This is a genomic window from Paludibaculum fermentans (assembly GCF_015277775.1).
Taxonomy (GTDB): domain Bacteria; phylum Acidobacteriota; class Terriglobia; order Bryobacterales; family Bryobacteraceae; genus Paludibaculum; species Paludibaculum fermentans.
Genome location: NZ_CP063849.1, coordinates 3,343,351 through 3,363,848, shown reverse-complemented (window position 1 = coordinate 3,363,848; position 20,498 = coordinate 3,343,351). Strand labels below are relative to the sequence as shown.

The 20,498-nt window shown below is 64.0% G+C and carries 20 protein-coding genes; 11 read left to right on the top strand and 9 right to left on the bottom strand.

Annotation, left to right across the window (positions count from 1 at the left end; genetic code table 11):
* The first annotated feature begins 121 nt into the window (after positions 1-121).
* From IRI77_RS13125 to IRI77_RS13115, 3 genes are read left to right on the top strand one after another with little or no spacing between them, the layout of a single operon-like run.
* Positions 122-1,270, top strand: coding sequence for a radical SAM protein (locus IRI77_RS13125; RefSeq protein WP_194452502.1), 1,149 nt, complete (start codon positions 122-124; stop codon positions 1,268-1,270).
* On the top strand, positions 1,267-2,709 hold the full coding sequence (locus tag IRI77_RS13120) for an oligosaccharide flippase family protein (protein ID WP_194452501.1): 1,443 nt from the start codon (positions 1,267-1,269) through the stop codon (positions 2,707-2,709). Before IRI77_RS13125 ends, IRI77_RS13120 begins: the two co-directional genes overlap by 4 nt.
* Positions 2,706-4,238, top strand: a complete 1,533-nt coding sequence (locus IRI77_RS13115) for a hypothetical protein (protein ID WP_194452500.1) — start codon at positions 2,706-2,708, stop codon at positions 4,236-4,238. The genes IRI77_RS13120 and IRI77_RS13115 overlap by 4 nt, the downstream gene beginning before the upstream one ends.
* An 80-nt stretch (positions 4,239-4,318) precedes the next feature.
* On the opposite strand, the gene IRI77_RS13110 is transcribed toward IRI77_RS13115, so the two are convergent.
* The 6 genes from IRI77_RS13110 to IRI77_RS13085 all read right to left on the bottom strand — a co-directional run bounded on the left by IRI77_RS13110 (position 4,319) and on the right by IRI77_RS13085 (position 8,738).
* Positions 4,319-4,822 carry a hypothetical protein gene (locus IRI77_RS13110; protein ID WP_194452499.1) on the bottom strand — a complete coding sequence of 168 codons (504 nt, stop codon included), beginning with the start codon at positions 4,820-4,822 and terminating at the stop codon, positions 4,319-4,321.
* A gap of 3 nt (positions 4,823-4,825) precedes the next feature.
* Complete coding sequence (locus IRI77_RS13105) at positions 4,826-5,371, bottom strand: DUF4252 domain-containing protein (protein WP_194452498.1); 546 nt, start codon at positions 5,369-5,371, stop codon at positions 4,826-4,828.
* Between the two features lie 33 nt (positions 5,372-5,404).
* A complete protein-coding gene (locus tag IRI77_RS13100) occupies positions 5,405-5,794 on the bottom strand; it encodes a hypothetical protein (RefSeq protein WP_194452497.1) in 390 nt (129 codons plus the stop codon).
* A complete protein-coding gene (locus tag IRI77_RS13095) occupies positions 5,781-6,374 on the bottom strand; it encodes an RNA polymerase sigma factor (RefSeq protein ID WP_194452496.1) in 594 nt (197 codons plus the stop codon). Before IRI77_RS13095 ends, IRI77_RS13100 begins: the two co-directional genes overlap by 14 nt.
* A gap of 93 nt (positions 6,375-6,467) precedes the next feature.
* Positions 6,468-7,343 (bottom strand): c-type heme family protein, encoded by an 876-nt coding sequence (locus tag IRI77_RS13090; RefSeq protein WP_194452495.1) that lies wholly within the window; start codon positions 7,341-7,343, stop codon positions 6,468-6,470.
* A 6-nt stretch (positions 7,344-7,349) separates the two neighbouring features.
* Positions 7,350-8,738, bottom strand: a complete 1,389-nt coding sequence (locus IRI77_RS13085; protein WP_194452494.1) for a serine/threonine-protein kinase — start codon at positions 8,736-8,738, stop codon at positions 7,350-7,352.
* 238 nt (positions 8,739-8,976) lie between these two features.
* Between IRI77_RS13085 and IRI77_RS13080 the strand changes: the two genes are divergently transcribed.
* The gene (locus IRI77_RS13080; protein ID WP_194452493.1) at positions 8,977-11,571 is read left to right on the top strand and encodes a family 78 glycoside hydrolase catalytic domain; all 2,595 of its coding nucleotides are present in this window, start codon (positions 8,977-8,979) and stop codon (positions 11,569-11,571) included.
* On the opposite strand, the gene IRI77_RS13075 is transcribed toward IRI77_RS13080, so the two are convergent.
* On the bottom strand, positions 11,551-13,068 hold the full coding sequence (locus IRI77_RS13075; protein ID WP_194452492.1) for a sigma 54-interacting transcriptional regulator: 1,518 nt from the start codon (positions 13,066-13,068) through the stop codon (positions 11,551-11,553). The genes IRI77_RS13080 and IRI77_RS13075 overlap by 21 nt on opposite strands.
* 144 nt (positions 13,069-13,212) lie before the next feature.
* Between IRI77_RS13075 and IRI77_RS13070 the strand changes: the two genes are divergently transcribed.
* Genes IRI77_RS13070 through IRI77_RS13055 form a run of 4 tightly spaced genes read left to right on the top strand, consistent with a single transcriptional unit; the run spans position 13,213 to position 16,880 of the window.
* Entirely contained in the window at positions 13,213-14,526 is a 1,314-nt protein-coding gene (locus IRI77_RS13070; RefSeq protein WP_194452491.1) for an MFS transporter, read from the top strand.
* Between the two features lie 44 nt (positions 14,527-14,570).
* Positions 14,571-15,692, top strand: coding sequence for a DUF2157 domain-containing protein (locus IRI77_RS13065; RefSeq protein WP_194452490.1), 1,122 nt, complete (start codon positions 14,571-14,573; stop codon positions 15,690-15,692).
* Entirely contained in the window at positions 15,689-16,063 is a 375-nt protein-coding gene (locus IRI77_RS13060; RefSeq protein WP_194452489.1) for a GDYXXLXY domain-containing protein, read from the top strand. The genes IRI77_RS13065 and IRI77_RS13060 overlap by 4 nt, the downstream gene beginning before the upstream one ends.
* A 10-nt stretch (positions 16,064-16,073) precedes the next feature.
* Positions 16,074-16,880, top strand: coding sequence for a ceramidase domain-containing protein (locus tag IRI77_RS13055; RefSeq protein ID WP_194452488.1), 807 nt, complete (start codon positions 16,074-16,076; stop codon positions 16,878-16,880).
* Here IRI77_RS13055 and IRI77_RS13050 read toward each other — a convergent pair.
* Positions 16,864-17,847, bottom strand: a complete 984-nt coding sequence (locus tag IRI77_RS13050) for a tetratricopeptide repeat protein (RefSeq protein WP_194452487.1) — start codon at positions 17,845-17,847, stop codon at positions 16,864-16,866. The genes IRI77_RS13055 and IRI77_RS13050 overlap by 17 nt on opposite strands.
* Positions 17,848-18,002: 155 nt before the next feature.
* Here IRI77_RS13050 and lspA point away from each other — a divergent pair, with 155 nt between their 5' ends.
* Positions 18,003-18,506 carry a signal peptidase II gene (gene lspA, locus IRI77_RS13045; protein ID WP_194452486.1) on the top strand — a complete coding sequence of 168 codons (504 nt, stop codon included), beginning with the start codon at positions 18,003-18,005 and terminating at the stop codon, positions 18,504-18,506.
* On the opposite strand, the gene IRI77_RS13040 is transcribed toward lspA, so the two are convergent.
* Positions 18,503-18,889 (bottom strand): Fur family transcriptional regulator, encoded by a 387-nt coding sequence (locus IRI77_RS13040; protein WP_228486719.1) that lies wholly within the window; start codon positions 18,887-18,889, stop codon positions 18,503-18,505. The two genes, lspA and IRI77_RS13040, sit on opposite strands and share 4 nt — an antisense overlap.
* A gap of 67 nt (positions 18,890-18,956) precedes the next feature.
* Between IRI77_RS13040 and IRI77_RS13035 the strand changes: the two genes are divergently transcribed.
* Entirely contained in the window at positions 18,957-19,574 is a 618-nt protein-coding gene (locus IRI77_RS13035) for a 3-keto-disaccharide hydrolase (protein WP_194452485.1), read from the top strand.
* A gap of 67 nt (positions 19,575-19,641) precedes the next feature.
* Positions 19,642-20,460: a DUF4097 family beta strand repeat-containing protein gene (locus IRI77_RS13030; RefSeq protein ID WP_194452484.1), complete on the top strand. Its 819-nt coding sequence runs from the start codon at positions 19,642-19,644 to the stop codon at positions 20,458-20,460.
* Positions 20,461-20,498 lie beyond the last annotated feature (38 nt).

Below are 20,498 nucleotides of genomic sequence, written 5' to 3'. Positions count from 1 at the left end.
GTGAATCGGACACGCCGCTTGCAGGTCCTGGCGGGAGTTTGGAGGAGGAGTTGGTCGCCATCGCACAGAGTGCCGCGTCTCTCGACGGCCGGCGGACCCTACGGGCAGGGGGCGCACGGTTTTGAATCTGCTTTCCCGTCTGCACCGGCATACACGCATCACGCTCCAGAACTACAGCCGTAGGCCCAGCCCTCCGTTCCTGATCCTCTTCATCAACTCCATCTGCAACCAGAAGTGCGAGCACTGCTTCTACTGGCGGAATCTGAACCGCAAAGACGACCTGACACGTGACGAAATGTTCGCGCTGTCGCGGTCGCTGGGCCGGGTGGAGAACCTGAACCTCTCCGGCGGCGAACCGTTCCTACGGGCCGAGTTCGGCGAGATCTGCCGCCAGTTCATCCGGCACAATGGGGTGCGCCAGATCTACGTGCCGACCAACGGCTACTTCACGGCGCGCACGGTGGAGCAGGTCAAAGAGACCTTGAAGGAGCCTTCGCTCGACCTGTTTGTGGCGGAGCTCTCGCTGGACGGCATGGCCGAGTTCCACGACAAGTTCCGCGGCTCGCCGCACGCGTTCGAGAAGGCGATGCAGACCTACGACGCGCTGGCCGAGATGCAGAAGTCGGATCCGCGCCTGCGCATCCATGCCATCTCTACCGCCACCGGGACGAATGTTGACGAAATCCACCGGCTGACCACCTATCTCTACGAGCGCTGCCCGAAGATGGATCACCACAACCTGGCGATGATCCGCGGCGACCGCAAGAATCCCGCGCTCCAGGGTCCCGAACTGGCGGCGTACCAGAAGCTGTACGAATATGTCCGCGAATTGTGGAAACCGCGCGAGACGGGCCGCTATGGGGCGATTGTCGAGCCCATGCTGCAGCGCGCCAAGGTGCGGACGGCCGAAGCGGCCAATCAGGTGATTCCCTGCCGCGCCGGGACCCTGACCGCGGTGGTGTATTCGAACGGAGATGTGAGCGTCTGCGAGACGCATGCTCCGCTGGGCAACCTGCGCGATAAGAGTTTCCCCGAGATCTGGCATTCGGCTGAGGCTGAGCAGTTGCGGGCCTCCATCGCGCGCAAGGACTGTTATTGCACGAATGAAGTGTTCCTCTGGCCGAGCATCGTCTACCAGCCGTGGCACCTGCTGAGCACCATGCTGGGCGTGGCGCTGAAGAGCGGGAAGCAGCCGGCTCCGCCGGTAGCGCCGCCCGCTGCCACCCCGGCTCTCGTCCAGATCGAAGTGCCGGAGCACAAGACCGAATGAGCACGGCCACGCTCGTTCCGGCCCGGCGCCTGGCAGGCAATCTGCTTTCCCTCGGCGCCGGAGAAGTCGCGGCCAAACTCCTTTCCATCCTGGCGTTCACTTACCTGGGCCGGACGCTGGGTCCGCAGTCGTACGGGCGGATGGAGTTTGCCATGGCGGCGCTGGTCTTCTTCCATCTGCCGGCGGACCTAGGCCTGGGTCTGTACGGCGCTCGCGAGATTGCCCGGAACCGGCACGAAGCGGCGAATCTGGCGGCCAGCATCTCGGCGATCCGGCTGGGCCTGGCCGTGCTGAGCTACCTCGCACTGCTTCTGTTTACCCTCACGTTGCGAGACGATCCGCAGACACAGATCCTGCTTTGCACGCTGGGACTGAGCCTGTTCGCGGCTCCCGGGCTGCTGCAGTGGGTGTTCCAGGGTTTGGATCAGATGAGCTGGGCGGCCTGGGCCGTCACCGTGCGGCAGGGCACCTTTGCCGTGGTGGCGTTGCTGCTGGTGCGGTCACGTGAGCAGTTGATCTGGGCCGCCATCGCCGAGTGCGCAGCCGCCGCCTGCACTGCGCTGTTCTGCGTGTGGCTGGCCCGGCATAGCCTCGGACTGAGGCTGACGTTCCGCGGGCTCGACGTGGAGCACCTGAGGCACCATCTGCGGACCGCCGCGCCCATCGGATTCAGTGAATTTGCCTGGGCCTTGCTCTGGCATCTGCCAACCGTGATCCTGGGCTTTCTGACGACGGGCGAGTCGCTGGGCTGGTTCGGCGCGTCGCATCGCTGCCTGACCGCGATCCACTCCTTTGTCTACCTGTATTTCTTCAACCTGATCCCCTCGATGTCCCGGGCCGCTGTTCCCGGCGGTGGTCTGTCACAATTGCTCAGCCGGTCGTTGTCGGTGGCCGCCTGGTGCGGGCTCCTGGCCGGATTGGGCGGAGCCCTGCTGGCTGGCCAGTTTCTCTCACTGCTTTACGGGCCGCGCTTCGCCGAGGGCGGGCGCATCCTGGCAATCCTGGTCTGGGTGATACCCGTCGCGTTGGTCAGCGGACATTTCCGCTACGGCCTGGTGGCCTGCGGGTTGGAGAAGCAGTTGTTCCGCTCCACGCTGATTGCGGCGGCCGGGTCGATTCTCTTCTCGGTGGTCTTGGGATCCTGGTTTGGAGCGCAGGGCGTGGCCGTGGCCCTGCTGCTCGCCAACGTCATCCACTTGCTGGTGCCTTACCTGCTGTTCCGGCACCGTCTCGTGGAGGTTCCCGTTTGGCGGACCCTGCTGTGGCCGGTGCTGGCGGCGGGCCTGGCTTTCAGCGTGTATTGGACGGCCGTCGTGGCCGTGGGACCCTGGCCCGCCATCGCACTGGCGCTGAGCCTGTTCTCCGGGGCGGGCCTTTGGGCTCAGTACCGCAACTTGACGGAACTCTGGCAGGGCGTGAGGGAGGCGGCTGCGCGATGAAGACGGCTCAGCCCACACCCTGGCGTTTTTCGCCTCGCGGGATCGCCGTCCGGCTGTTCCTGACCTGCTGGCTGATCTACTCGCTGCACCTGGCGACGAATACCGTCCGGGAAATCTATCTGGCGCTGTCGATCGGCGATCACCTGTCGTTCCGTGTCGACGACTACGCCCGCATGCATCCGGATCTCTTCGAGAAACCGGGCTATGGCTGGCACATCGGCGCGAATCCCGGTGGGTCGATGCTGGGTGCGATTCCTTATGCACTGTTCCGGCCCGTCATCGACCAGATTGTGGAGCGCACGAACTCGGCCCGCCGCGCGCAGGGGCTGCAGCCCCCTGAGTACAACTCGCCGTGGCCGATGGCGCGGGAGTTCTATCGCGAATCCTGGCGGCGCGGCTACGACATCAAGTTCGGGCTGGCGGCGATTGTGATGCAGGTCTTCTGCATGGCCCCGATTTCCGCATTGACGGCGGTGGCGATGTTCTTCCTGATGCGCCGGCTGCTGCTGTCCGACCTCGTGGGGCTGGGCTTTGCGCTCCTGTATGCGTTCGGCACTCCTGCGTTCTTCCGTACCGGCTACCTGAACCACAACCTGATGCTGGGGTGCTTCGCGTTCATGGGGTTCCTGGCGATGTGGAACCCGTCCGGCAGTGCGCGTTGGAGCACGCAGCGGCGCTGGTTTCTCGGCGGAGTCACGGGCGGCGCCGCGCTGCTATTCGACTACTCCGGTGTCGTTCTGCTGCTGACGCTGTTCGCTTACGGCCTGGCGAAGAGCTACATGGAGCGGGGCAGGGGAGCCGCGGTTCGAGAAGGCCTCTGGTATATCGGCGGGTCCGTGCCGCCGGTACTGCTGCTGTGGTTCTATCAGTGGGCCAGCTTCGGAAATGCGTTCCTACCGGGCCAGAACTGGATGCCCCCGGTGGAGTGGATTGAGCGGGGGTACCAGGGATTCGGGCCGCCGCAGTTGGAATTGTTCCTGAGCCTTGCGTTCGACTATCGCTACGGTCTCTTCACCACCTGCCCGCTGTTCCTGCTGGCCTTCGGGGCGCTGTGGGTGAACCGGAGCGGGCGCGGAGTGCTCCCCAGGCTGGAGCTGTGGTTTCTCGCCCTGAGCGTGCTGGCGTTCTGGCTGTTCTGCAGCGGGATCAACTATACGCGGCTGCAGTTCAATACAGGTATCCGGTATATGGCTCCAGTGTTCCCGTTCGTGTTTGTCCTGGCGGCGACCGTGCTGGCGCGAGCACCGCGGGCATGGATCGGCGGGGTGACCGTGATCGCGATTGCGCAGGCCTGGTGCCTGGCCATGTACCGGGATGTGGAGCGCGGGTTGGGCGTGCTGGAGCCGGTCGTTCGAGTGGCGCTGGGTGGGTTTCAACTGCCGGTGCTGACCGTGTTGTCCCGCATGGGTGGGCAGTATGGGGATTACTTCACGCACGGACCGTCGCCGCTGTTTCTGTTTGCCGTCGCGGCAGGTTTGATTTATTGCCTGTGGATGACCGGGCGGACGAGTGACCCAAAAGACGAATGAGCCGCGAGGGTGAGGGCGGGATCCTGTTCCAAGGTATCCGTTCGCTGACACTCGCGGCTCTATTGCAAGGGCGGCTTCGGTTATTGGATGTCGATGTTCTTGCGATGGCCCGTGCCGGTGTTGTCCGAGATCCACGCCATCATCTTGCGGCCGTCCAGCTTCATCTGGATGATGGTGCCCTCCTCGCGCTCGCTGGTCGCGATGAGCATTTCACAGGTTGAATTGGAGATGCGGACATAGGCGGCCACCGCCTCGCCGTCGCGCCGCGATCGCACCTGCAACAGCGGCTTCCAGTCAGAGCCCAGTTCCTTGCGCACCGCCTTCTGGAACTCCTCCGACCCAACTCCGCGCAGGCCGCTCTCTTCGTCGAAGATGGCCATCTTCATCGAACTCGCTCCAGCCGGCTTCTTCGTGAACATCACCGTGTTCACCAGGAAGCCCATGCCCGGCATGCGCATGCGGCGGATGCCCAGGCGCGATTCCACTTTGCCCACCACCGAGTCGAAGCTCTGCGCCTGGGCCTGGGGAGCGGGCAGGGCCAGCCAGCACAGCGCGGCGATCGCCAGACCTTGCATGCGGTTCATGACCTACTCCTCTTCGTCCTTGCCGTTCTTCCTGGCGCCTTTACCGGGCACGCCACTGACCTTCGGGATGCCGAACTGGCCGCTGAGGTTGGTCAGGTCACTGGGGTCGATGTTGCCCATGATGTTCACGATGGTGAGTTCCTTGGGCTCGGCCGCGATGATCAGCAGGCCGCCGTCGCGATGCAGATAGATCTCTGAGATCTCACGATCGCGTTTGCTGCGGGTACTGACGATGACCGACCACTCAGGTCCTTTGAGCTGCGAGCGGATGTCGGACAGATCCTTGTCCGTGTACTCGCCTTCCTTGTCGAACTCGTAACCGCGGACGTAGATGCCCTTGATCTTCTGCGCGATCCGCTTCACATCCGCCTCGTCCTTCTTGTCGGAGAGGAATTTGGTGGCAAAGGAGAGCGTCTGCGAGTCCAAGGTCACATTCACCGTCTCGGACGCCTTCTCAGCCAACCGTTCGAACGCCGCCGGAAACTTGATCTGCTGCGCGGACAACAGGCCCGCCGCCGACACTATGAGTAGTACTGACCGAAACATCATTGCGATTCTCCCGTAATTCGATTCCCTTGCCGCCTATTGCGCCTGTTCCTCGCGCTCCAGCGACTGCACCCGCACCTGCGCCATGCGTAGTTTTTCACCTGTCATCCGCAGGGCCATCATGAGCTGGGCCTTCGCCGCTTCCCCTTGCAGCCGCTGCCTCCGCTCCTGTTCCCAGCGCACCCCGCCAAACACGATCGCCACCATGGCGACCGCCGCCGCCCAGCGCGTCCATTTTCCAGAGCCCAGCCAGCCGTCCGAGCCGAGCCAACCCGCCAACAAAGTCCGCCGCGGTTTCACCCCTTCCGCCTTGACCCTGGCCATCACTCCGTCGGCAAACCACTCGGGCGCGTCCTTGCGCTCCAGCGCCTGCCTCAGGCTGCGTTCCAGCTCTTCATTCGGTTCCATGGGATCAAAGGGTTCCATCACCGCTCCTTTCCTTGATTGCCGGGCCTTGCAGGCCAAGCCCGAAATTGCCGGGGCCCAGCCGCCGCGCCGCCTTCTCCTGCAACACCCCGATAGCCCGCCGCAGGTGGCTCCAGACCGTCCGTTCCGGCATCTGGAGGGTGGCCGCGATCTCGTTCACGTCCAGGTCCTCCTGATAGCGGAGGATCACCACGGCGCGCTGCGTTTCAGGCAGCGAGGCCACCAGCCGCTGCAGGTTGTCCGACAGCATGGTGTCTTTCACCTGGGGCAGCGCCGCCGGTTCCGCCAGCCCCTCCATGGGGATCTCCTGGCGGTTCGACTTCTTGCGATAGTTGTCGATGCAACGGTGGGTCGCCGTCTTCCGGAGCCAGCTCTCCAGGTGCGCCGGGGAGTCGACGGAGTCGAGGTTACGGTACAACTGCAGGAACACGTCCTGCCCGATCTCCTCGGCGATCGCCCGGTTGCGGAAGAAGTGCCAGCAGATGCTGTACACCATACGCTGGTGGGTCCGGACAATGGCCGCGAAGCCCGCATCTCCGCGCGCTTCCTGCCGCCATCCGGTCCCGGGTATTGGTGCCACAGCCTGCCCGACTCCCATTCTGCCCTGTCCTTCACACTCGAATACGAGCAGGCGGGCGGGGATTGTGCAGTTTGTCGTGGAAAAAGCGGAAAGCTACTCTTCCAGCATCTTTATCGCCTTGGAGAGGCTCCGCGTCAGCCGGTTGAACGAGTCGGCCAGCACGGCAATCTCGTCCTTGCCCTTCACCGGCACTTCGACGATGTCCAGGTTGCCTTTGCTGATGGCGTCGGCCGCTGCGGCCATGCGGCTCACCGGTTGGATGACGGTGATCACCAGGGCCAGGTTCAACAGAATCAAGCTGATGATCGAGATGGCGGCCAGCCACATGATTAGGTCAGCGAAGGCCTTGTCGGCGATGCTGGTGGGCACGGCCATGGGCACCGTGACGATCTGTGCCGCGATGATCTCGTCCACCTTCCAGCCAAAGCCGTTATTCGAGCCGTAGGTCCGGATCATGGCCGGCGGGGCGGCCTCGGGCACGCTATGGCATTCCAGGCAGGGCGCGGTCGCCTTCATCGGCTTGGCCAGGAAGAGCGTACGGCCGGTGGGGGTGTCGCGTTCGCCGATGAGCTCCTGGCGCTGGCGGTCGTTGCGGAAGGTCTCCACGACATCGGTCTCCCAATCGGTGGCGCGGTCGGCCAGATTGGTCGGGTTCAGCGTCGCTTCCTTATAGGTGTAGTCGGGGAACTTACCGTGCAGGTAGCCGAAGATCTGGCCGGCGGAGTAGGCGGGCACCGTCTGCGGGAAGAAGGTGTTCTCCTGCTTCTCGCGCGGCGTCAGCAGGGGTTTGATCTGCTTGGACGTGTAGGTGCGCGTGGAGGCCGTGGTCTCCATCATTAGCCGGGCTTCCTGCAGCACCCGCTCGCGCGCATTGTTCCTGAGGAACTGCCGCGCGGCATAACCCGTGGCGATCAGACCCAATCCGAAGACCAGGACAAACATCAGGTTGAACTTGAGCAGTAGTTTCATAACGAATCAATGCGTCCGGTGCCGGGCCAGGAACCGCGCGCGCTCCTCGGGAGATGATATTTCGGCGGCCACTGTGGCCAGTAGCTCATTCGGACCGCTCGCCTTCTTGGCGGCCCGGTCCACAACCACTCGGGCCATGGGCCCGATCTGCACAGCCAGATCTTTCTTGAGCCGGTCGATCCAGGCCGGGTCCATCGAGGCCTGTGTGACCGCGGTCGGTGTCGGCGGGGTGGGGGCCGAAGTCTGGATGGGCGCCATCACCGTCCGCGTCTCGGCGCCGAACTCCGCCCGGCAGGCCTGCAGAAAGGCTGCCCGGTCAGAGTCTTTGGCGATCTGGCTGGCTACGGCCTGGCACAATGCGTCCAGGTTCGGCGCATCGCGGCTTTCTTTCATCACCAGGTGCCGCGCGATGGGGCCCACATATTGGGCCAGATTGCGGTTGAGCACGGCCAGTGCGGCGGAGTGGAACCGGGACGACGACGGCAGCTTTTCCACCGGCAGCATGGTCGCCACGCGCTCATGCATGCCCGTCTCGGACGAACTCGCGGCCAGCTGCGGCCAGGCGGAACTGCTGGTGGGCATGTAGCCGCTCAGCGCCTGGCGGAAGTCCTCAGCGGTCTGGAACCGGTGCGCCGGATTCTTCGCCAGCGACTTCACGATGGCGGCGGACAGTTCCTGCGAGATGGCCGGGTTGTGCTGCACGGGAGGAATGGGCTGCTGGTGCACGTGGGCGTTCATCATCTCGTACTCGTTGGCGCCCTCAATCGCGCGCCTGCCGGTGACCGCCTGGTACAGAGTGATGCCGACGGAGTAAAGATCGGCCCGGGCATCGGCGTTCAAGCCCGTCAACTGCTCCGGAGCCATGTACGCCAAAGACCCCAGTACCATGCCGGTCTGCGTCATGCGCGGGTTGAACTCCGCCAGGGCGATGCCGAAGTCGATGAGCTTCACCGCGCCGCCCCTGCTCAGGACGATATTCGTCGGTTTGATGTCGCGGTGGATGACACCCTGCCGGTGGGCGTAGCCGAGCGCCGACAGCACCTGTGAGACGATGCCGACCGAGAGTTCCACCGGCAACGGGGCATGCGCGAGCAGCGACTCCAGCGTGGGGCCCTCCACCAGTTCCATCACCATCAGCAACTGGTCGTCGAGTTGGAATGCCGTGTACAGCTCCGCGATGTTCGGGTGGCGCAGGCTGGCGTGGACGCGGATCTCGCGTTCAAACCGGCTGGTGATATCGGCGGAGGAAGACCGCACACTGGGCAGCAGCACTTTCATGGCGTCCAGGCGCTGGGAAATGCGGTTGCGCACTTTGTAGAGCGCACCCATGCCGCCGCGTCCCAGCACGCCCTCCACCTGATAGTCCCCAACGACCTGGCCGACCTGGAAGCTCATGGAATTGCAGTTTTAATCTGACCGGGGGTGTACGAAATGAGTTCCAAGTATAGCGCTCTCCGGATCACTCCGTAGCTCCATCGGAAGACACCCGTACCCGTCCCAGTATTGTGCCTGAATCCGCCCCCTCCGGGTATGCTCCATCTCCCTATTCCGGCGTGGATTCTCACCGTCCAAGGTTCGCCGCGTTGGGCGCTGCTGCTTCCCGGTTGATAGTATTTGGGAGGGAAATGTCCGAATGAAGCAACTACCTGTCCTCCTGGCTCTGACCGCCGTCTCGCTCTCCGCTGCACTCCTGCCCGCCCGTTTGGAATGCGAAGCCCGTGTGAATCCCGTGGGCATCGATACCGCCAGGCCGCGCCTGGGCTGGGCCTTGAAATCGGATGGGAATGGAGCACGCCAGACCGCCTACCAGATCCTGGTCGCCGGCAGCATGGAGGCGCTCAAGCCGGGGTCGGCGGATCTATGGGACTCGGGCCGCGTGTCCTCCGCCAACCAGAGCTGGATCGAGTATGCCGGCAAGCCGCTGCAGCCGTTCCAGCACTACTACTGGACCGTGCGGGTTTGGGATGCCGCGGGCCGGGCGTCCGGCTGGAGTGAGCCTGCCCAATGGACCACAGCGCTGCTTCAGTCATCCGACATGCGCGGCAGTTGGATCGCGCATCCCGATCACAGCCTGCGGTCAGGCCCGCTGCCGATTTTTCGCAGGGAGTTCCGGTTGGAGAAGCCCCTGCGCAGCGCGGTCGTGCTGGTGGCCGGGGCTGGTTTCCATGAGTTGCGGATCAATGGCCAAAAGGTGGGCGACCATGTGCTGGCTCCGGCCTGGACTAACTTCCGGTCCACCATGCTCTACGAGACCTTCGACGTGAAGACGGCCCTCCGTCCGGGCCGCAATGCCTTGGGCGTCCTGCTGGGCAACGGCTTCTACAATGTAGCCGGCGGCCGCTATGTGAAATACTCCGGCTCCTTCGGGCATCCGCGGCTTTGGCTGCAGCTTCATCTGGAATACAGGGATGGCTCCACCCAGGACATCGCCACCGATGGCTCGTGGAAGACCGCGGATGGGCCCATCACGTTCTCGTGCCTGTACGGCGGCGAGGACTACGATGCCCGGCGCGAACAGCCGGGTTGGGATTCGCCCGGCTTCGACGATTCCACCTGGCGTCGTGCGGGCGGAGTGGAAGCGCCCGGCGGCGTGCTGCGGGCGCAGTCGAGCCCCGCTATCCGTGTCCAGCAGACTTATCCCGCGGTGCAGGTGACCGAGCCGAAGCCGGGCGTTTACGTCTACGACCTGGGGCAGAACTTCTCCGGGTGGCCGCGGGTGACTGCCAGTGGTCCCGCCGGCTCAACCGTCAAGATGATCCCCGGTGAACTGCTCGACAAAGACGGGCTGGTCACGCAGCGCTCGTCCGGCGGTCCCAATTCGTTCAGCTACACCCTGAAGGGCGAGGGCAGGGAAGTGTGGTCGCCGCGCTTCAGTTACTACGGCTTCCGCTATGTCCAGGTAGAGGGCCTTAAGCCCGAGGCCGTGGAGGGACAGTTCGTCCATCTGGACGCCCCGCGAACCGGTAAGTTCGAATGCTCAAACGAGACATTCAACCGGGTGCACAAGCTGATCGACGCCGCTGTCCGCAGCAACCTCCAGCACTCGCTGACGGACTGCCCGCACCGTGAGAAGCTCGGCTGGCTGGAACAGACCTACCTGATGGGGCCTTCCATCCTTGCCAATTGGGATCTGCGCGCTTTCCTGCCGAAGATGACCCGCGATATGCACGAGGCGCAGACCGTGGATGGCCTGGTGCCCGACATCGCGCCGGAGTACGTCACCTTTGGACGCGGCTTCCGCGATTCGCCGGAGTGGGGCAGCGCGGCGGTGCTGGTGCCCTGGCTGGCGTGGCAGTGGTACGGAGACAGGCGCATTCTCGAGGACGCCTACCCGATGATGCAGCGCTATAGCGACTATCTGGAGAGCCAGAAGGAGAAGGGGTTGCTGTCCTATGGGCTGGGCGACTGGTACGACATCGGGCCGAAAGCGCCGGGCTATTCGCAGTTGACGCCGCAGGGCGTCACCGCTTCGGCTACCTATCTGGAAGACCTGCGTGTGGTGCGGCAGGCGGCGGCGCTATTGGGCAAACCGCAGGATGCGCAGCGCTACGCCGCGCGCTATGACACTCTGCTAGCGGCCTTTAAGAAAGAGTTCTACCAGCCCGGCGGGCCCTCCTATGCGACCGGCAGCCAGACCTCGCTCGCAGTACCCCTGGCCATGGGCATCGCTCCGGCTGCCGCCCGGCCGAAGTTGGTGGAGAAGCTGGTGGCCGACATCCGCGCCAAGGGCAACCACACCTCGGCCGGGGACATTGGCTACCACTACGTGCTGGCCGCCCTGTTGCAGGCCGGGCGTAGCGACGTCATCTTTGACATGGCGAATGAGAAGACCGCGCCCAGCTATGCCGCCCAGTTGGCCGCTGGGTCTACCGCCTTGACCGAAGCCTGGGATTCCAACCCGAACAGCTCGCAGAATCACTTCATGCTCGGGCACATTGAGGAGTGGTTTTATGCCGGCCTGGCTGGGTTGCGCACGGATCCCGCCGCTCCAGGCTTGAGCCACCTGATTCTCCAGCCGGAGCCGGTTGGGGACGTGACCTGGGCCAAGGCGTCCTGGGATAGCCCTCGCGGGCTCATCGCGGTGGAATGGCGGATCGAAGGCGGCAAGTTCCGCTATACGGTCGATCTGCCACCCGGGGTCTCGGCGGAAGTCAGGATGCCCGCCGGTGCGCCCAAGGCGATTGGATCGGGCCACCACTCGTTGGAGTCAGCTTTTCAGGCCAAGTGACGGAGCCCCGCTCTGGAGAAACGCCTCGACCTTCGCCTTCACGGTGCGCCGGTCGAGGCCCATGCGGCGCGCCGCCTCCTCGTAACTGCCTGTCAGTTGGTAGACCTGCGCCGCGTAGCGCGCCAGCAGTTCCTCGGCCGTCAGCGTGCCATTGCGGAACGCCGTTACGAGATCGTCTTCTGCCGTGACAGAAGCCTCCAGCGGACGGTACGATCGGCGGATCACCACATTGCGCACGCACTGCTCCAGTTCGCGGTAGTTCCCCGGCCAGGCATAGTCCACAGGAAGATTCTGGCCGATCCAGGTCTCGACCTCCGGCAGGCAGCGCTCGGCTTCGTCGCCCACGGTGCGCTTCGTCATATGGAGCAGGAGTTCGTGCATGACCTCGGGCGCGTCCGCGAGTTGCTCGGCCAGTGACGGCGTCCGGATCAGGTCCGCACAGAGGCGGTAGTATAAATCCTCGCGAAAGCGTCCGGCCCGGATCTCCCGTGGCAGGTCGCGGTTGGTAGCCGCGATCAGCTTGCCATGGAACTCTCGTACCGCTGTATCCCCGACGGCTGAGAAACAGCGCGTTTCGATCACGCGCAGCAGCTTCACCTGGATCGCGTGCTCCATCTCTCCGAGTTCGTCCAGAAAGACCGAGCCCGCCTCCGGGCACGCCTCCAGCCAGCCGTGGCGGTCACCAATCGCGCCTGTGAACGCCCCGCGCCGGTGGCCGAACAGCTCCGATTCGATCAGGGTGGGTGAGAGCGCGGCCAGGTTGATGGGCAGGAACGACTCCGCCACCGGCTCCAGGAACTCCAGGCGGTCGGGATCGAAGGGCACATACCGTGAGCCGGCGATGGCCCGCGCGATGAGTTCCTTGCCCGTGCCGGAAGGGCCGGTGATCAGCGTCGGAAACTCGCCCATCTTGCGGTAGAGCGTCCGGTGGTAGCGCCGCATGTCATGGGTGAAGACCGATTGCCAGATGCTGGCACGCAGCCGGGCGGCGGGCATCGAGTTCCCGATGATGCGGTCGTAGATCGCGTGGAAGGCGCGCTGGATCTGCCGGAAGCAGGCGAACAGGTGGGCGGGCGGCAGCGCGGATTCGAACCGCTTGCCGGGTACATGGCAAAGCCGGTTCCAGTCGGCCAGGAAGTCGCGGTAGAGAGGCTGTTTGCCTGGGTTGGCGAAGCGCGGGTAGTAGCGGTGGTAGAGCAGGTAGTGGACGGTCTCGGCGTAATCGGACAATTCTTCCGGTTGGACGTCAGCGGCATCCGCCAGGCATTGCCGCAGCCGGCCGATGGCTGCTTCCACTTTCCGGGTGATCGGCGGGACGTTCGGGCGGGTGGCGGCCGGATCGGAGACCGAGGCGCTCCAGACGGGTCCGCCGGACTGGAATTCGCGGCCGAGTACGGCGCGTTCGAGCTCGACCCGCTCCGTCAAGAAGGGATTGCAGTAACCTAGGTTGGCGACGGAGTGGAGGAAGTGGCGGTCGGACTCATGGAAGGCACCCATACATAGAATGTACATCTATGTGCAGAAAATGTTTGTGATCGTTTTCGTCTCGTTTTAGCGCCATACTCTACGTCATTGATTTCTACGGACCTTGGCCTTTCCCGTGATTGGCTCTGGACGTGCCTTACTCTTACCATGCAGACCATGCAGACCGAATCAGCCCAGACCGGTTACCTCCCGCTGCTCCGCGACCGGAGTTTCCACTCCTTTCTGTGGACTCAGTTCCTGGGCGCGTTCAACGACAACGTCTATAAGATGATTGTCTCCGTCGGGGCCGTGGAACTGGCCGCCGACCAGGCGCTGGGCGCGCGCTATCTTGCCCTCTCCGGAGCGGTCTTCGTTCTGCCGTTTCTGCTCTTTGCGGGCTACGCCGGCCAACTGGCCGACCGCTTCAGCAAGTCGAACGTGCTGAAGGTCACGAAGTCGTTCGAGATCCTCGCCATGATCGTGGGCGCCGCCGCGCTGCTGGCGGGCAGCATCCCGCTGCTGCTGGTTGTCCTGTTCCTGCTGGCCGCGCAGGCCAACTTCTTCAGCCCGGCGAAGTACGGCATCCTGCCCGAGATGCTGCCGTCGTCGCAGCTCACCAAGGCCAACGGGTTGCTGGAACTCTCCACGTTCGCCGCCATCGTACTCGGCTCGAGCGTCGGTTCGTTTCTGTTTGCGCACTGGAAGGCTGAGCCGCTGAAGCTGGGCGGCGTGCTGCTGGCGATCGCCGTGATCGGCTCGCTCACCAGCCTGATGATCAAGCATGTAGCAGCGGCGGGCTCGACTGAGAAGTTCCACGTAAATCCGTTCGCCGAAGTCTGGTCCGGCTCGAAGGTCCTCTACGCCGACGCCGGCCTGTGGTGGAGCGTAATGGGGATCTCGTACTTCTGGTTCCTGGGCGCACTGTTGCAGATGGCGGTGATCCTGATCGGCAGCGAGTCGCTGCGCCTCTCCGAGACGCACACCGGCCTGCTGGTGACCGCGCTCGCGCTGGGCATCGGCATTGGGAGTATTGCCGCCGGCTGGCTGTCCCACGACCGCATCGAACTGGGCCTGGTGCCCATCGGTGCCCTCTTCATGGGCCTGTGCGGTATTTTTCTCGGGTTCACCCATACGTTCGCGGGTACGCTGGTGGGGCTGTCGCTGGTGGGCTTCTCCGGCGGCCTGTTCATCGTGCCGCTGAACGCCTTTCTGCAGGAGCAAGCCGCGCCCGAACAGAAGGGCCGCGTCCTGGCGACGAACAATTTCCTGAACATGCTCGGCGTGATTCTGGCCTCCGGGATGCTGTACGTCATGCACGACACCTTGCACTGGACGCCGAACTCCATTCTCGGTGTGCTGGGCGTATTGACTACCCTTTCCGCCCTCGGCATTGCCAAGTTCGCGCCCTCCACGCTCGACAGTCTGCTCGCCTGGTTCCGCAACCGGGCGAACATTCCCGCGGGTTCTGCCGCGCTGCCGCCGGCCGAGTAAGGCCCGGCCGCGCTTTCTGAAGTCTGGAAAGGCAGGCAAACGCCATGAAAATGGACTTCGAACCTTCATTGGCTCGCTGGGTCACAGCGAACCTTCTCAGTGAACAACAAGCGGCGTCGATCCGCGAATGGGAAGCGGCCCGCTCGCCGCAGGGGAAGGGCCGGCTGCCCGTCATCCTTGGTTTGACGCTGGGCGGGTTGATGCTGGCCACCGGCATCCTGCTCTTTGTCAGCGCCCATTGGGACGAACTGTCGCCCTTTGTCCGCATGTCGATGCTGGTGACGACCGTGACTGGACTGCACCTGGCCGCGGCCTTCTTCGCGGACAGGCAGCCCGCCCTGGCCACTACGCTGCATGCGGTGGGCACGGTGTCGCTGGGCGGCGCGATCTTCCTGGCCGGCCAGATCTTCAATATGGAGGAGCACTGGCCGTCGGGCGTCCTCATGTGGGCGCTGGGCGCCGTGGCCGGCTGGCTGCTGTTGCGCGACTGGCCGCAAATGGCTCTGGCTGCCCTGCTGGTGCCGTTCTGGCTGATTGGCGAGTGGTTCGAAGCCGCCCGCCCCGCGGTGGCCGCGGCGCAGGTGACGGAGGTCGCGGTTCTGTTCCTCGCTATCTGCTACCTGACCCTTCGGCACCCTAAGGGGCCGTCTGATGATTCTGTCCGCGCTCTCGGCTGGATTGGCGGTTTGGCCCTCATCCCGGCGGTCGTCATAGTGGTGCTGGGACGCCCGTACCGCTATGCCAGCCTGCCCACTTTTGAATTCGAGTTCGTGGGCTGGGCGGGCGCGTTCCTGCTGCCGCTGGCTCTGTCGTATTGGTACCGCCGCACGGACACCTGGATGAACGCTGTGGCGGGCCTGTGGGTGGCCGGTTTGAGCTGGATTGTGCCGAGCAACCATTCGCCGGTGCTCTACCTGTGGTGTGCGCTGGGCTGCGCCGGCCTCATCGCCTGGGGCATCCACGAACTGCGGCCCGAACGCATCAACCTCGGCATGGCCGGCTTCGCCATTACGCTGACCTCCTTTTACTTCTCGAATGTGATGGACCGCCTGGGCCGTTCCTTCAGCCTGATCGTGCTGGGTGTCGTCTTCCTGGCCGGCGGTTGGTATGGGGAGAAGCTCCGCCGCAATCTGGTAGCCCGCATCAGCCTGGGAGGTGCGCAATGACCTGGTCTCGACAGAGCCTGATTCTGGCCGCGCTGCAGTGCGGCATCGTCCTGAGCATGGGCGGCAAGCTGCTCTACGACCGCGCCACCTGCCCGCGCGTCTGGGTGAAGACCGCACCCTATGATCCTTCCTTGCCATTGCGGGGGCGGTACCTGGCCTTGCGGCTCACCTCACAGCCCGGTGATCCGCATTTCGTGGAGACCAACGACCAACAGGTGCTGTTCTTCGTACCGGAGTACAGTACGTCGATCGAGTACAAACGCAATGCGGAGATCTGGGCGGAAGTGACCATCCCCCACAAGGGCCCGCCGCGGCCCATTCGTCTTGGCTTCAAGCAGAACGGGCAGATTGTGCCTGTCGACATCAACTAGCGAGGCTCTCATGACATCCGATGTTCGAATCCGCGCGCTGGCGCGTCCGCGGCCGTGCGCCCAAAATTCAGCTGGACCCTTCGCGCTGGCGGCGTTGCTGGCCGTCACCCTGTGCGGCCTGCTGTGGATGCCGCCGGTCCATCAGGATCCCGCCTACCACTCGTTCGCGGACCAGCGCGCCTGGTTTGGGATCCCGAACTTCTGGAACGTGCTCTCCAACCTTCCGTTCCTGGCCGTGGCCGCCGTCGGAGCCTGGGTTCTCCGTCGCGGCCCGGCTTTCGTGACCGGCTGGGAACGCGCGGCCCACTGGCTCCTCGTCGTGGGCGCGGCGGCCGTGGCGTTGGGCTCCGGCTACTACCACTGGGCTCCTGACTCGTCGACGCTGTTCTGGGACCGACTCCCGATGACGCTGATGTTCATGTCCCTGCTGGCTGTTACGCTGGGCGAGCGCCTCAGCTTGCGGTGGGGCGGCCTGCTGTTACTGCCGCTCATCGTCCTGGGCGTCGTGTCCGTGCTGAACTGGCGGCTGACCGGGGACCTGCGCTTCTACGGCGCAGTCCAGTTCTTCCCCATGCTGGCGCTGCCGCTGCTGCTGATACTGTGCCCCGGGCGGTACACCAGCCAGCGCGGAACCTGGTGGATGATCGCGCTCTACGTCGCCGCCAAACTACTGGAACTAAACGATGCCGGCTTGGCTGCCTACCTGCCCGGCGGCGGCCATCCATGGAAGCATCTGGCCGCGGCGCTTGCGTTGCTGGCGTACTTCGCCGGTATCGCCCGGAGACGCCTCGACGAGTCTGCTATGCAATCCGCTTAGCGGCCTTGGGGTCCGGCTTCTCCATCACATCCACATGGGCGGCGTCGAGGAACAGCTTCAGCCGCGACGCCCAGCCCTCGTCGAGATCCTTGAGCTTGCGGTATTCGGCGATGGCGCCGTCCCGATCTCCGCCGATCAGCAGCGAGAAGCCGAGGTAGTAGTGGGCAGGCGGAAACTGCGGGTCCAACTCAACCGCCTTCTTGTAGCAGGCCAGTTTCGCCTTGCCGTGCCCGTTCTTGCCCTGGGCAAAGGCAAGGTGGTACCAGCCGCGGGCGTTTTGCGGATCCTGGTCCACCGCCTTCTGGAAGTAGAACAGCGCTCCGTCGAAGTCCTCCATCCAGAGATAGCCCATGGCGCGCTGATAGGCCTCTTCCTTGGCCGCGTCGTGGCTTCGATTCCACTCCGCGACAGACATCCGCGACGTCTGCGAGATGGCGTCGAACCGGGCGAGCGGCACAGCGAACGCCGTATTCCGGCCATCCACGACCCGCGTGGCATGCCAGCCGGCCAGCAAGCCGTGCTCGTCGTACAACGGTTCACTGTCGGGATCCTTGGGGCCGCCGCAATCCAGTCGCGAAACGAAGCCGAAGCCGCCGGCCTCCTTGGTGTTCTCGATGTTCGCCTCGTGGTGGCGCATGCGGACGTGGCGCGACATCGTGGTCGCCGAGTCCGGTCCCTTGGGCGCCTGGGCGCCGACAAAGACCTCGGCGACGCCGGCGTCGGCGTCATCCGCGGTGATCCACAGGACGGGATGCAGGCGGCCCGCGTCGTCCAGAACGTGCGCCGTGGCCGCGCCGAACAGCGCCGTTCTCGACACCAAGGCGAAGCCGCCTTTGCGCAGCACCGCGGGCGCCTGGTTCAGGAAGTTGCCGGATGAGTCGTGCGTCAGCAGGACCGTCTCAGCCTTCAGGCCGGCCACCGCTCCAAAGAGGAGCGCCCCAATGTTCAGCCAATGAGACCGTTTCATCGTCAGTTCCAGACGCGCCGCCACGGCGGCCCGTTGCACCCATTTTGTACGATAGAGGCTTCAGTCACAATGAGATCAGGCAGAATGACAGCTCCGGCACACCCCACACCTCACTGTCCGGACATCGCCGCCGGGATTGTGGGAGTCTGATTCTTATGCAGCGCTGGTGGCCGTTCGGCCTGACACTCCTGATCCTGGCACTCGACCGGGCCACCAAGCACCTGATCGAAACCAAGGTCCAGACCTGGGATACCGTGGCGGTGATCCCCGGGCTCTTCCAGATCATTCACACCCGCAATACCGGCATCGCCTTCAGCATGTTTGCCGACTCCACCAGCAGCCGCGGCAATCCGCTGCTGGTGCTGTTCTCCGTGGCCGTCATGATTCTGGTCACCAGTCTGCTCTGGACTGCCTGTAAGCCCGCCTCGAAGGAGCACTGGACGCTGCGCGCCGCCCTGGCGCTGGTCCTGGGCGGAGCCGTCGGCAACCTCTTCGACCGCATCATCTTCGGCAGCGTGACCGACTTCCTGGATTTCTTTTGGAGCGGCCACCACTTTCCCATCTTCAACCTCGCCGACAGCGCCATCACCGTCGGGGCGGCCCTGCTGCTGTTGAATCTGTGGATGGTGCGGCGGCCGGCCGAATCGCGGGAGAATTAGGCGGCCGGCGGCTGGCCGCATTCCACGCATAGGCCGTAGAGCACCACTTCGTGCGTGCGCACCAGGAAGCCCGGCGCCGCCAGGGCCTCAATCGCCGGGACGCAGCCGTGCAACTCGAACACCCGGCCGCACTTGTCGCAGCGGAAGTGGTGGTGGTGAGCTTTGCCCGAAATCTCGTAGCGCGGCGCCTCGCCCGGCAGTTCCACCACCATCAGCCACTGCTCGTCGACCAGGGCCTTGATATTGCGGTAGACGGTGGCAATGCCCAGGCCATCCACGGCGGTCTGCGCAATCGCCAGCACTTCGTCGGTGGAGAGCGGACGGTCAGCGTGCTCGAAAGCCTCGCGAATGGCGGCCTTTTGCCGCGTGTTGCGTGTCACCATCCCTACCTCATGATAGCGAGGCTTTCAGGCGTGCGTCCGGACCTGAAACTCGAATAGAATAGCGAACATGAAACTCCGCACCGTTCTGTTGGCGGGCCTTGTCCTCGCCCTCCCCCTGTGCGCCGGGGACAAGCCCGGCAAATGGATCAAAATGTTCAACGGCAAAACTCTGGACGGTTGGAAGGCGAACGAACACCCCGACAGCTGGACCGTGGTGAAGGAAGACGGCAAAATGTGCATCAAGGGTCACGATGCCGCCAGCCACCTCTTCTGGATGACGAAGGAATGCACCAACTGCGAATTCAAGGCTGAATTCAAGATCATGGAAGGCTCGAACAGCGGCATGTACTTCCGCACCGCTTTCGGCCCCGGCTTCCCCAAGGGTTACGAAGCCCAGGTGAACGCCACCCACCGCGACCCGGTCAAGACCGGCAGCCTGTACAATTTCCACAAGAATCTCGAGAGCCCGACCAAGCCCGGCGAGTGGGGTGTACAGCACATCATCGCCGACGGCAACCACATCATCATCAAGGTGAACGACAAGGTCATCACCGACTTCGTCGACGAGAAGAACACCTTCATGAAGGGCTACATCGCACTGCAGCAGCACGATCCCAAGAGCACGGTTTACTACAAGAACCTGATGTTCCGCGAGATCCCGCCGGCCGCCGCCGCCAAGAAATAACCGGTTCGTTACACTTATCTCGAACATATTCGCCAGAAGGCCGTCTTAACGGGTTGGAGGTTACGCGATGAACATTCGCACCATCTCCGCCCTTGGGGCGGCCTTTCTTCTTGCGACGGCCCTGGCGCCGGCACAGGAAAAGAAACTTACCTGTGAAGACCGCGGGAACGACAGTCGTCACCGCGTCTGCGACCTGCGCGAGATGAATGTCGCCTATTCCGGACGGCTGGAGGTGGACGCGGCGCCCAACGGCGGCATCCGTATCGTGGCCTGGGACAGGAACGAGATCCTGCTCCGCGCCAAGGTGGAAGCCTGGGGTGACAGCGAGTCCGAGTCGCGCGACCGCCTGAACCAGGTCCATGTCCTCACCAGCGGCTCCACCGTCAAATCCGATGGTCCTAAATCCACCACGTTCGGGTTCAAGACAGGCGACCAGAAGTGGAGCGTCAGCTACGAGGCCTTCGTCCCCCGCAAGATCGACCTGAAGCTGGATTCCGTCAATGGCGGGATCAATGTCTCCGACGTACGCGGCAACCTGCGGTTCCAAACCGTGAACGGCGGCATCACGCTCTCCGGCGTGAACGGCACCGTTAAGGGCGAGACCGTGAACGGCGGCGTGCACGTCGACATCGCGGGCAACCGCTGGGAAGGTGAGGGGCTGGAGGTAGAGACGGTGAACGGCGGAGTCGTCCTGACCGTCCCGGCAGCTTTCGCGGCCAACGTCCACGCCGAAACCGTCAACGGCGGGATGACCACCAACTTCGACGGCGCCGTCGTGGAAGGCAAGTGGGGCCCCAAGAAAATGGATCTGCGCGTAGGCGGCGGCGGACCAAGAGTGAGCGTCACCACAGTGAACGGTGGCGTTCAGATCAAGAAAAAAGCCTGACAGAAGTACGAAATTGAAGCAAAAGAGGCCGGCCATGG

Bases quoted from the DNA above. Each gene is read 5' to 3' on its own strand.
- IRI77_RS13120 (WP_194452501.1), top strand. From the start codon at position 1,267: ATGAGCACGGCCACGCTCGTTCCGGCCCGGCGCCTGGCAGGCAATCTG.
- IRI77_RS13115 (WP_194452500.1), top strand. From the start codon at position 2,706: ATGAAGACGGCTCAGCCCACACCCTGGCGTTTTTCGCCTCGCGGGATC.
- IRI77_RS13110 (WP_194452499.1), bottom strand. From the start codon at position 4,822: ATGAACCGCATGCAAGGTCTGGCGATCGCCGCGCTGTGCTGGCTGGCC.
- IRI77_RS13105 (WP_194452498.1), bottom strand. From the start codon at position 5,371: ATGATGTTTCGGTCAGTACTACTCATAGTGTCGGCGGCGGGCCTGTTG.
- IRI77_RS13100 (WP_194452497.1), bottom strand. From the start codon at position 5,794: ATGGAACCCTTTGATCCCATGGAACCGAATGAAGAGCTGGAACGCAGC.
- IRI77_RS13090 (WP_194452495.1), bottom strand. From the start codon at position 7,343: ATGAAACTACTGCTCAAGTTCAACCTGATGTTTGTCCTGGTCTTCGGA.
- IRI77_RS13085 (WP_194452494.1), bottom strand. From the start codon at position 8,738: ATGAGCTTCCAGGTCGGCCAGGTCGTTGGGGACTATCAGGTGGAGGGC.
- IRI77_RS13080 (WP_194452493.1), top strand. From the start codon at position 8,977: ATGAAGCAACTACCTGTCCTCCTGGCTCTGACCGCCGTCTCGCTCTCC.
- IRI77_RS13075 (WP_194452492.1), bottom strand. From the start codon at position 13,068: ATGGGTGCCTTCCATGAGTCCGACCGCCACTTCCTCCACTCCGTCGCC.
- IRI77_RS13070 (WP_194452491.1), top strand. From the start codon at position 13,213: ATGCAGACCGAATCAGCCCAGACCGGTTACCTCCCGCTGCTCCGCGAC.
- IRI77_RS13065 (WP_194452490.1), top strand. From the start codon at position 14,571: ATGAAAATGGACTTCGAACCTTCATTGGCTCGCTGGGTCACAGCGAAC.
- IRI77_RS13060 (WP_194452489.1), top strand. From the start codon at position 15,689: ATGACCTGGTCTCGACAGAGCCTGATTCTGGCCGCGCTGCAGTGCGGC.
- IRI77_RS13055 (WP_194452488.1), top strand. From the start codon at position 16,074: ATGACATCCGATGTTCGAATCCGCGCGCTGGCGCGTCCGCGGCCGTGC.
- IRI77_RS13050 (WP_194452487.1), bottom strand. From the start codon at position 17,847: ATGAAACGGTCTCATTGGCTGAACATTGGGGCGCTCCTCTTTGGAGCG.
- lspA (WP_194452486.1), top strand. From the start codon at position 18,003: ATGCAGCGCTGGTGGCCGTTCGGCCTGACACTCCTGATCCTGGCACTC.
- IRI77_RS13040 (WP_228486719.1), bottom strand. From the start codon at position 18,889: ATGGTGACACGCAACACGCGGCAAAAGGCCGCCATTCGCGAGGCTTTC.
- IRI77_RS13035 (WP_194452485.1), top strand. From the start codon at position 18,957: ATGAAACTCCGCACCGTTCTGTTGGCGGGCCTTGTCCTCGCCCTCCCC.
- IRI77_RS13030 (WP_194452484.1), top strand. From the start codon at position 19,642: ATGAACATTCGCACCATCTCCGCCCTTGGGGCGGCCTTTCTTCTTGCG.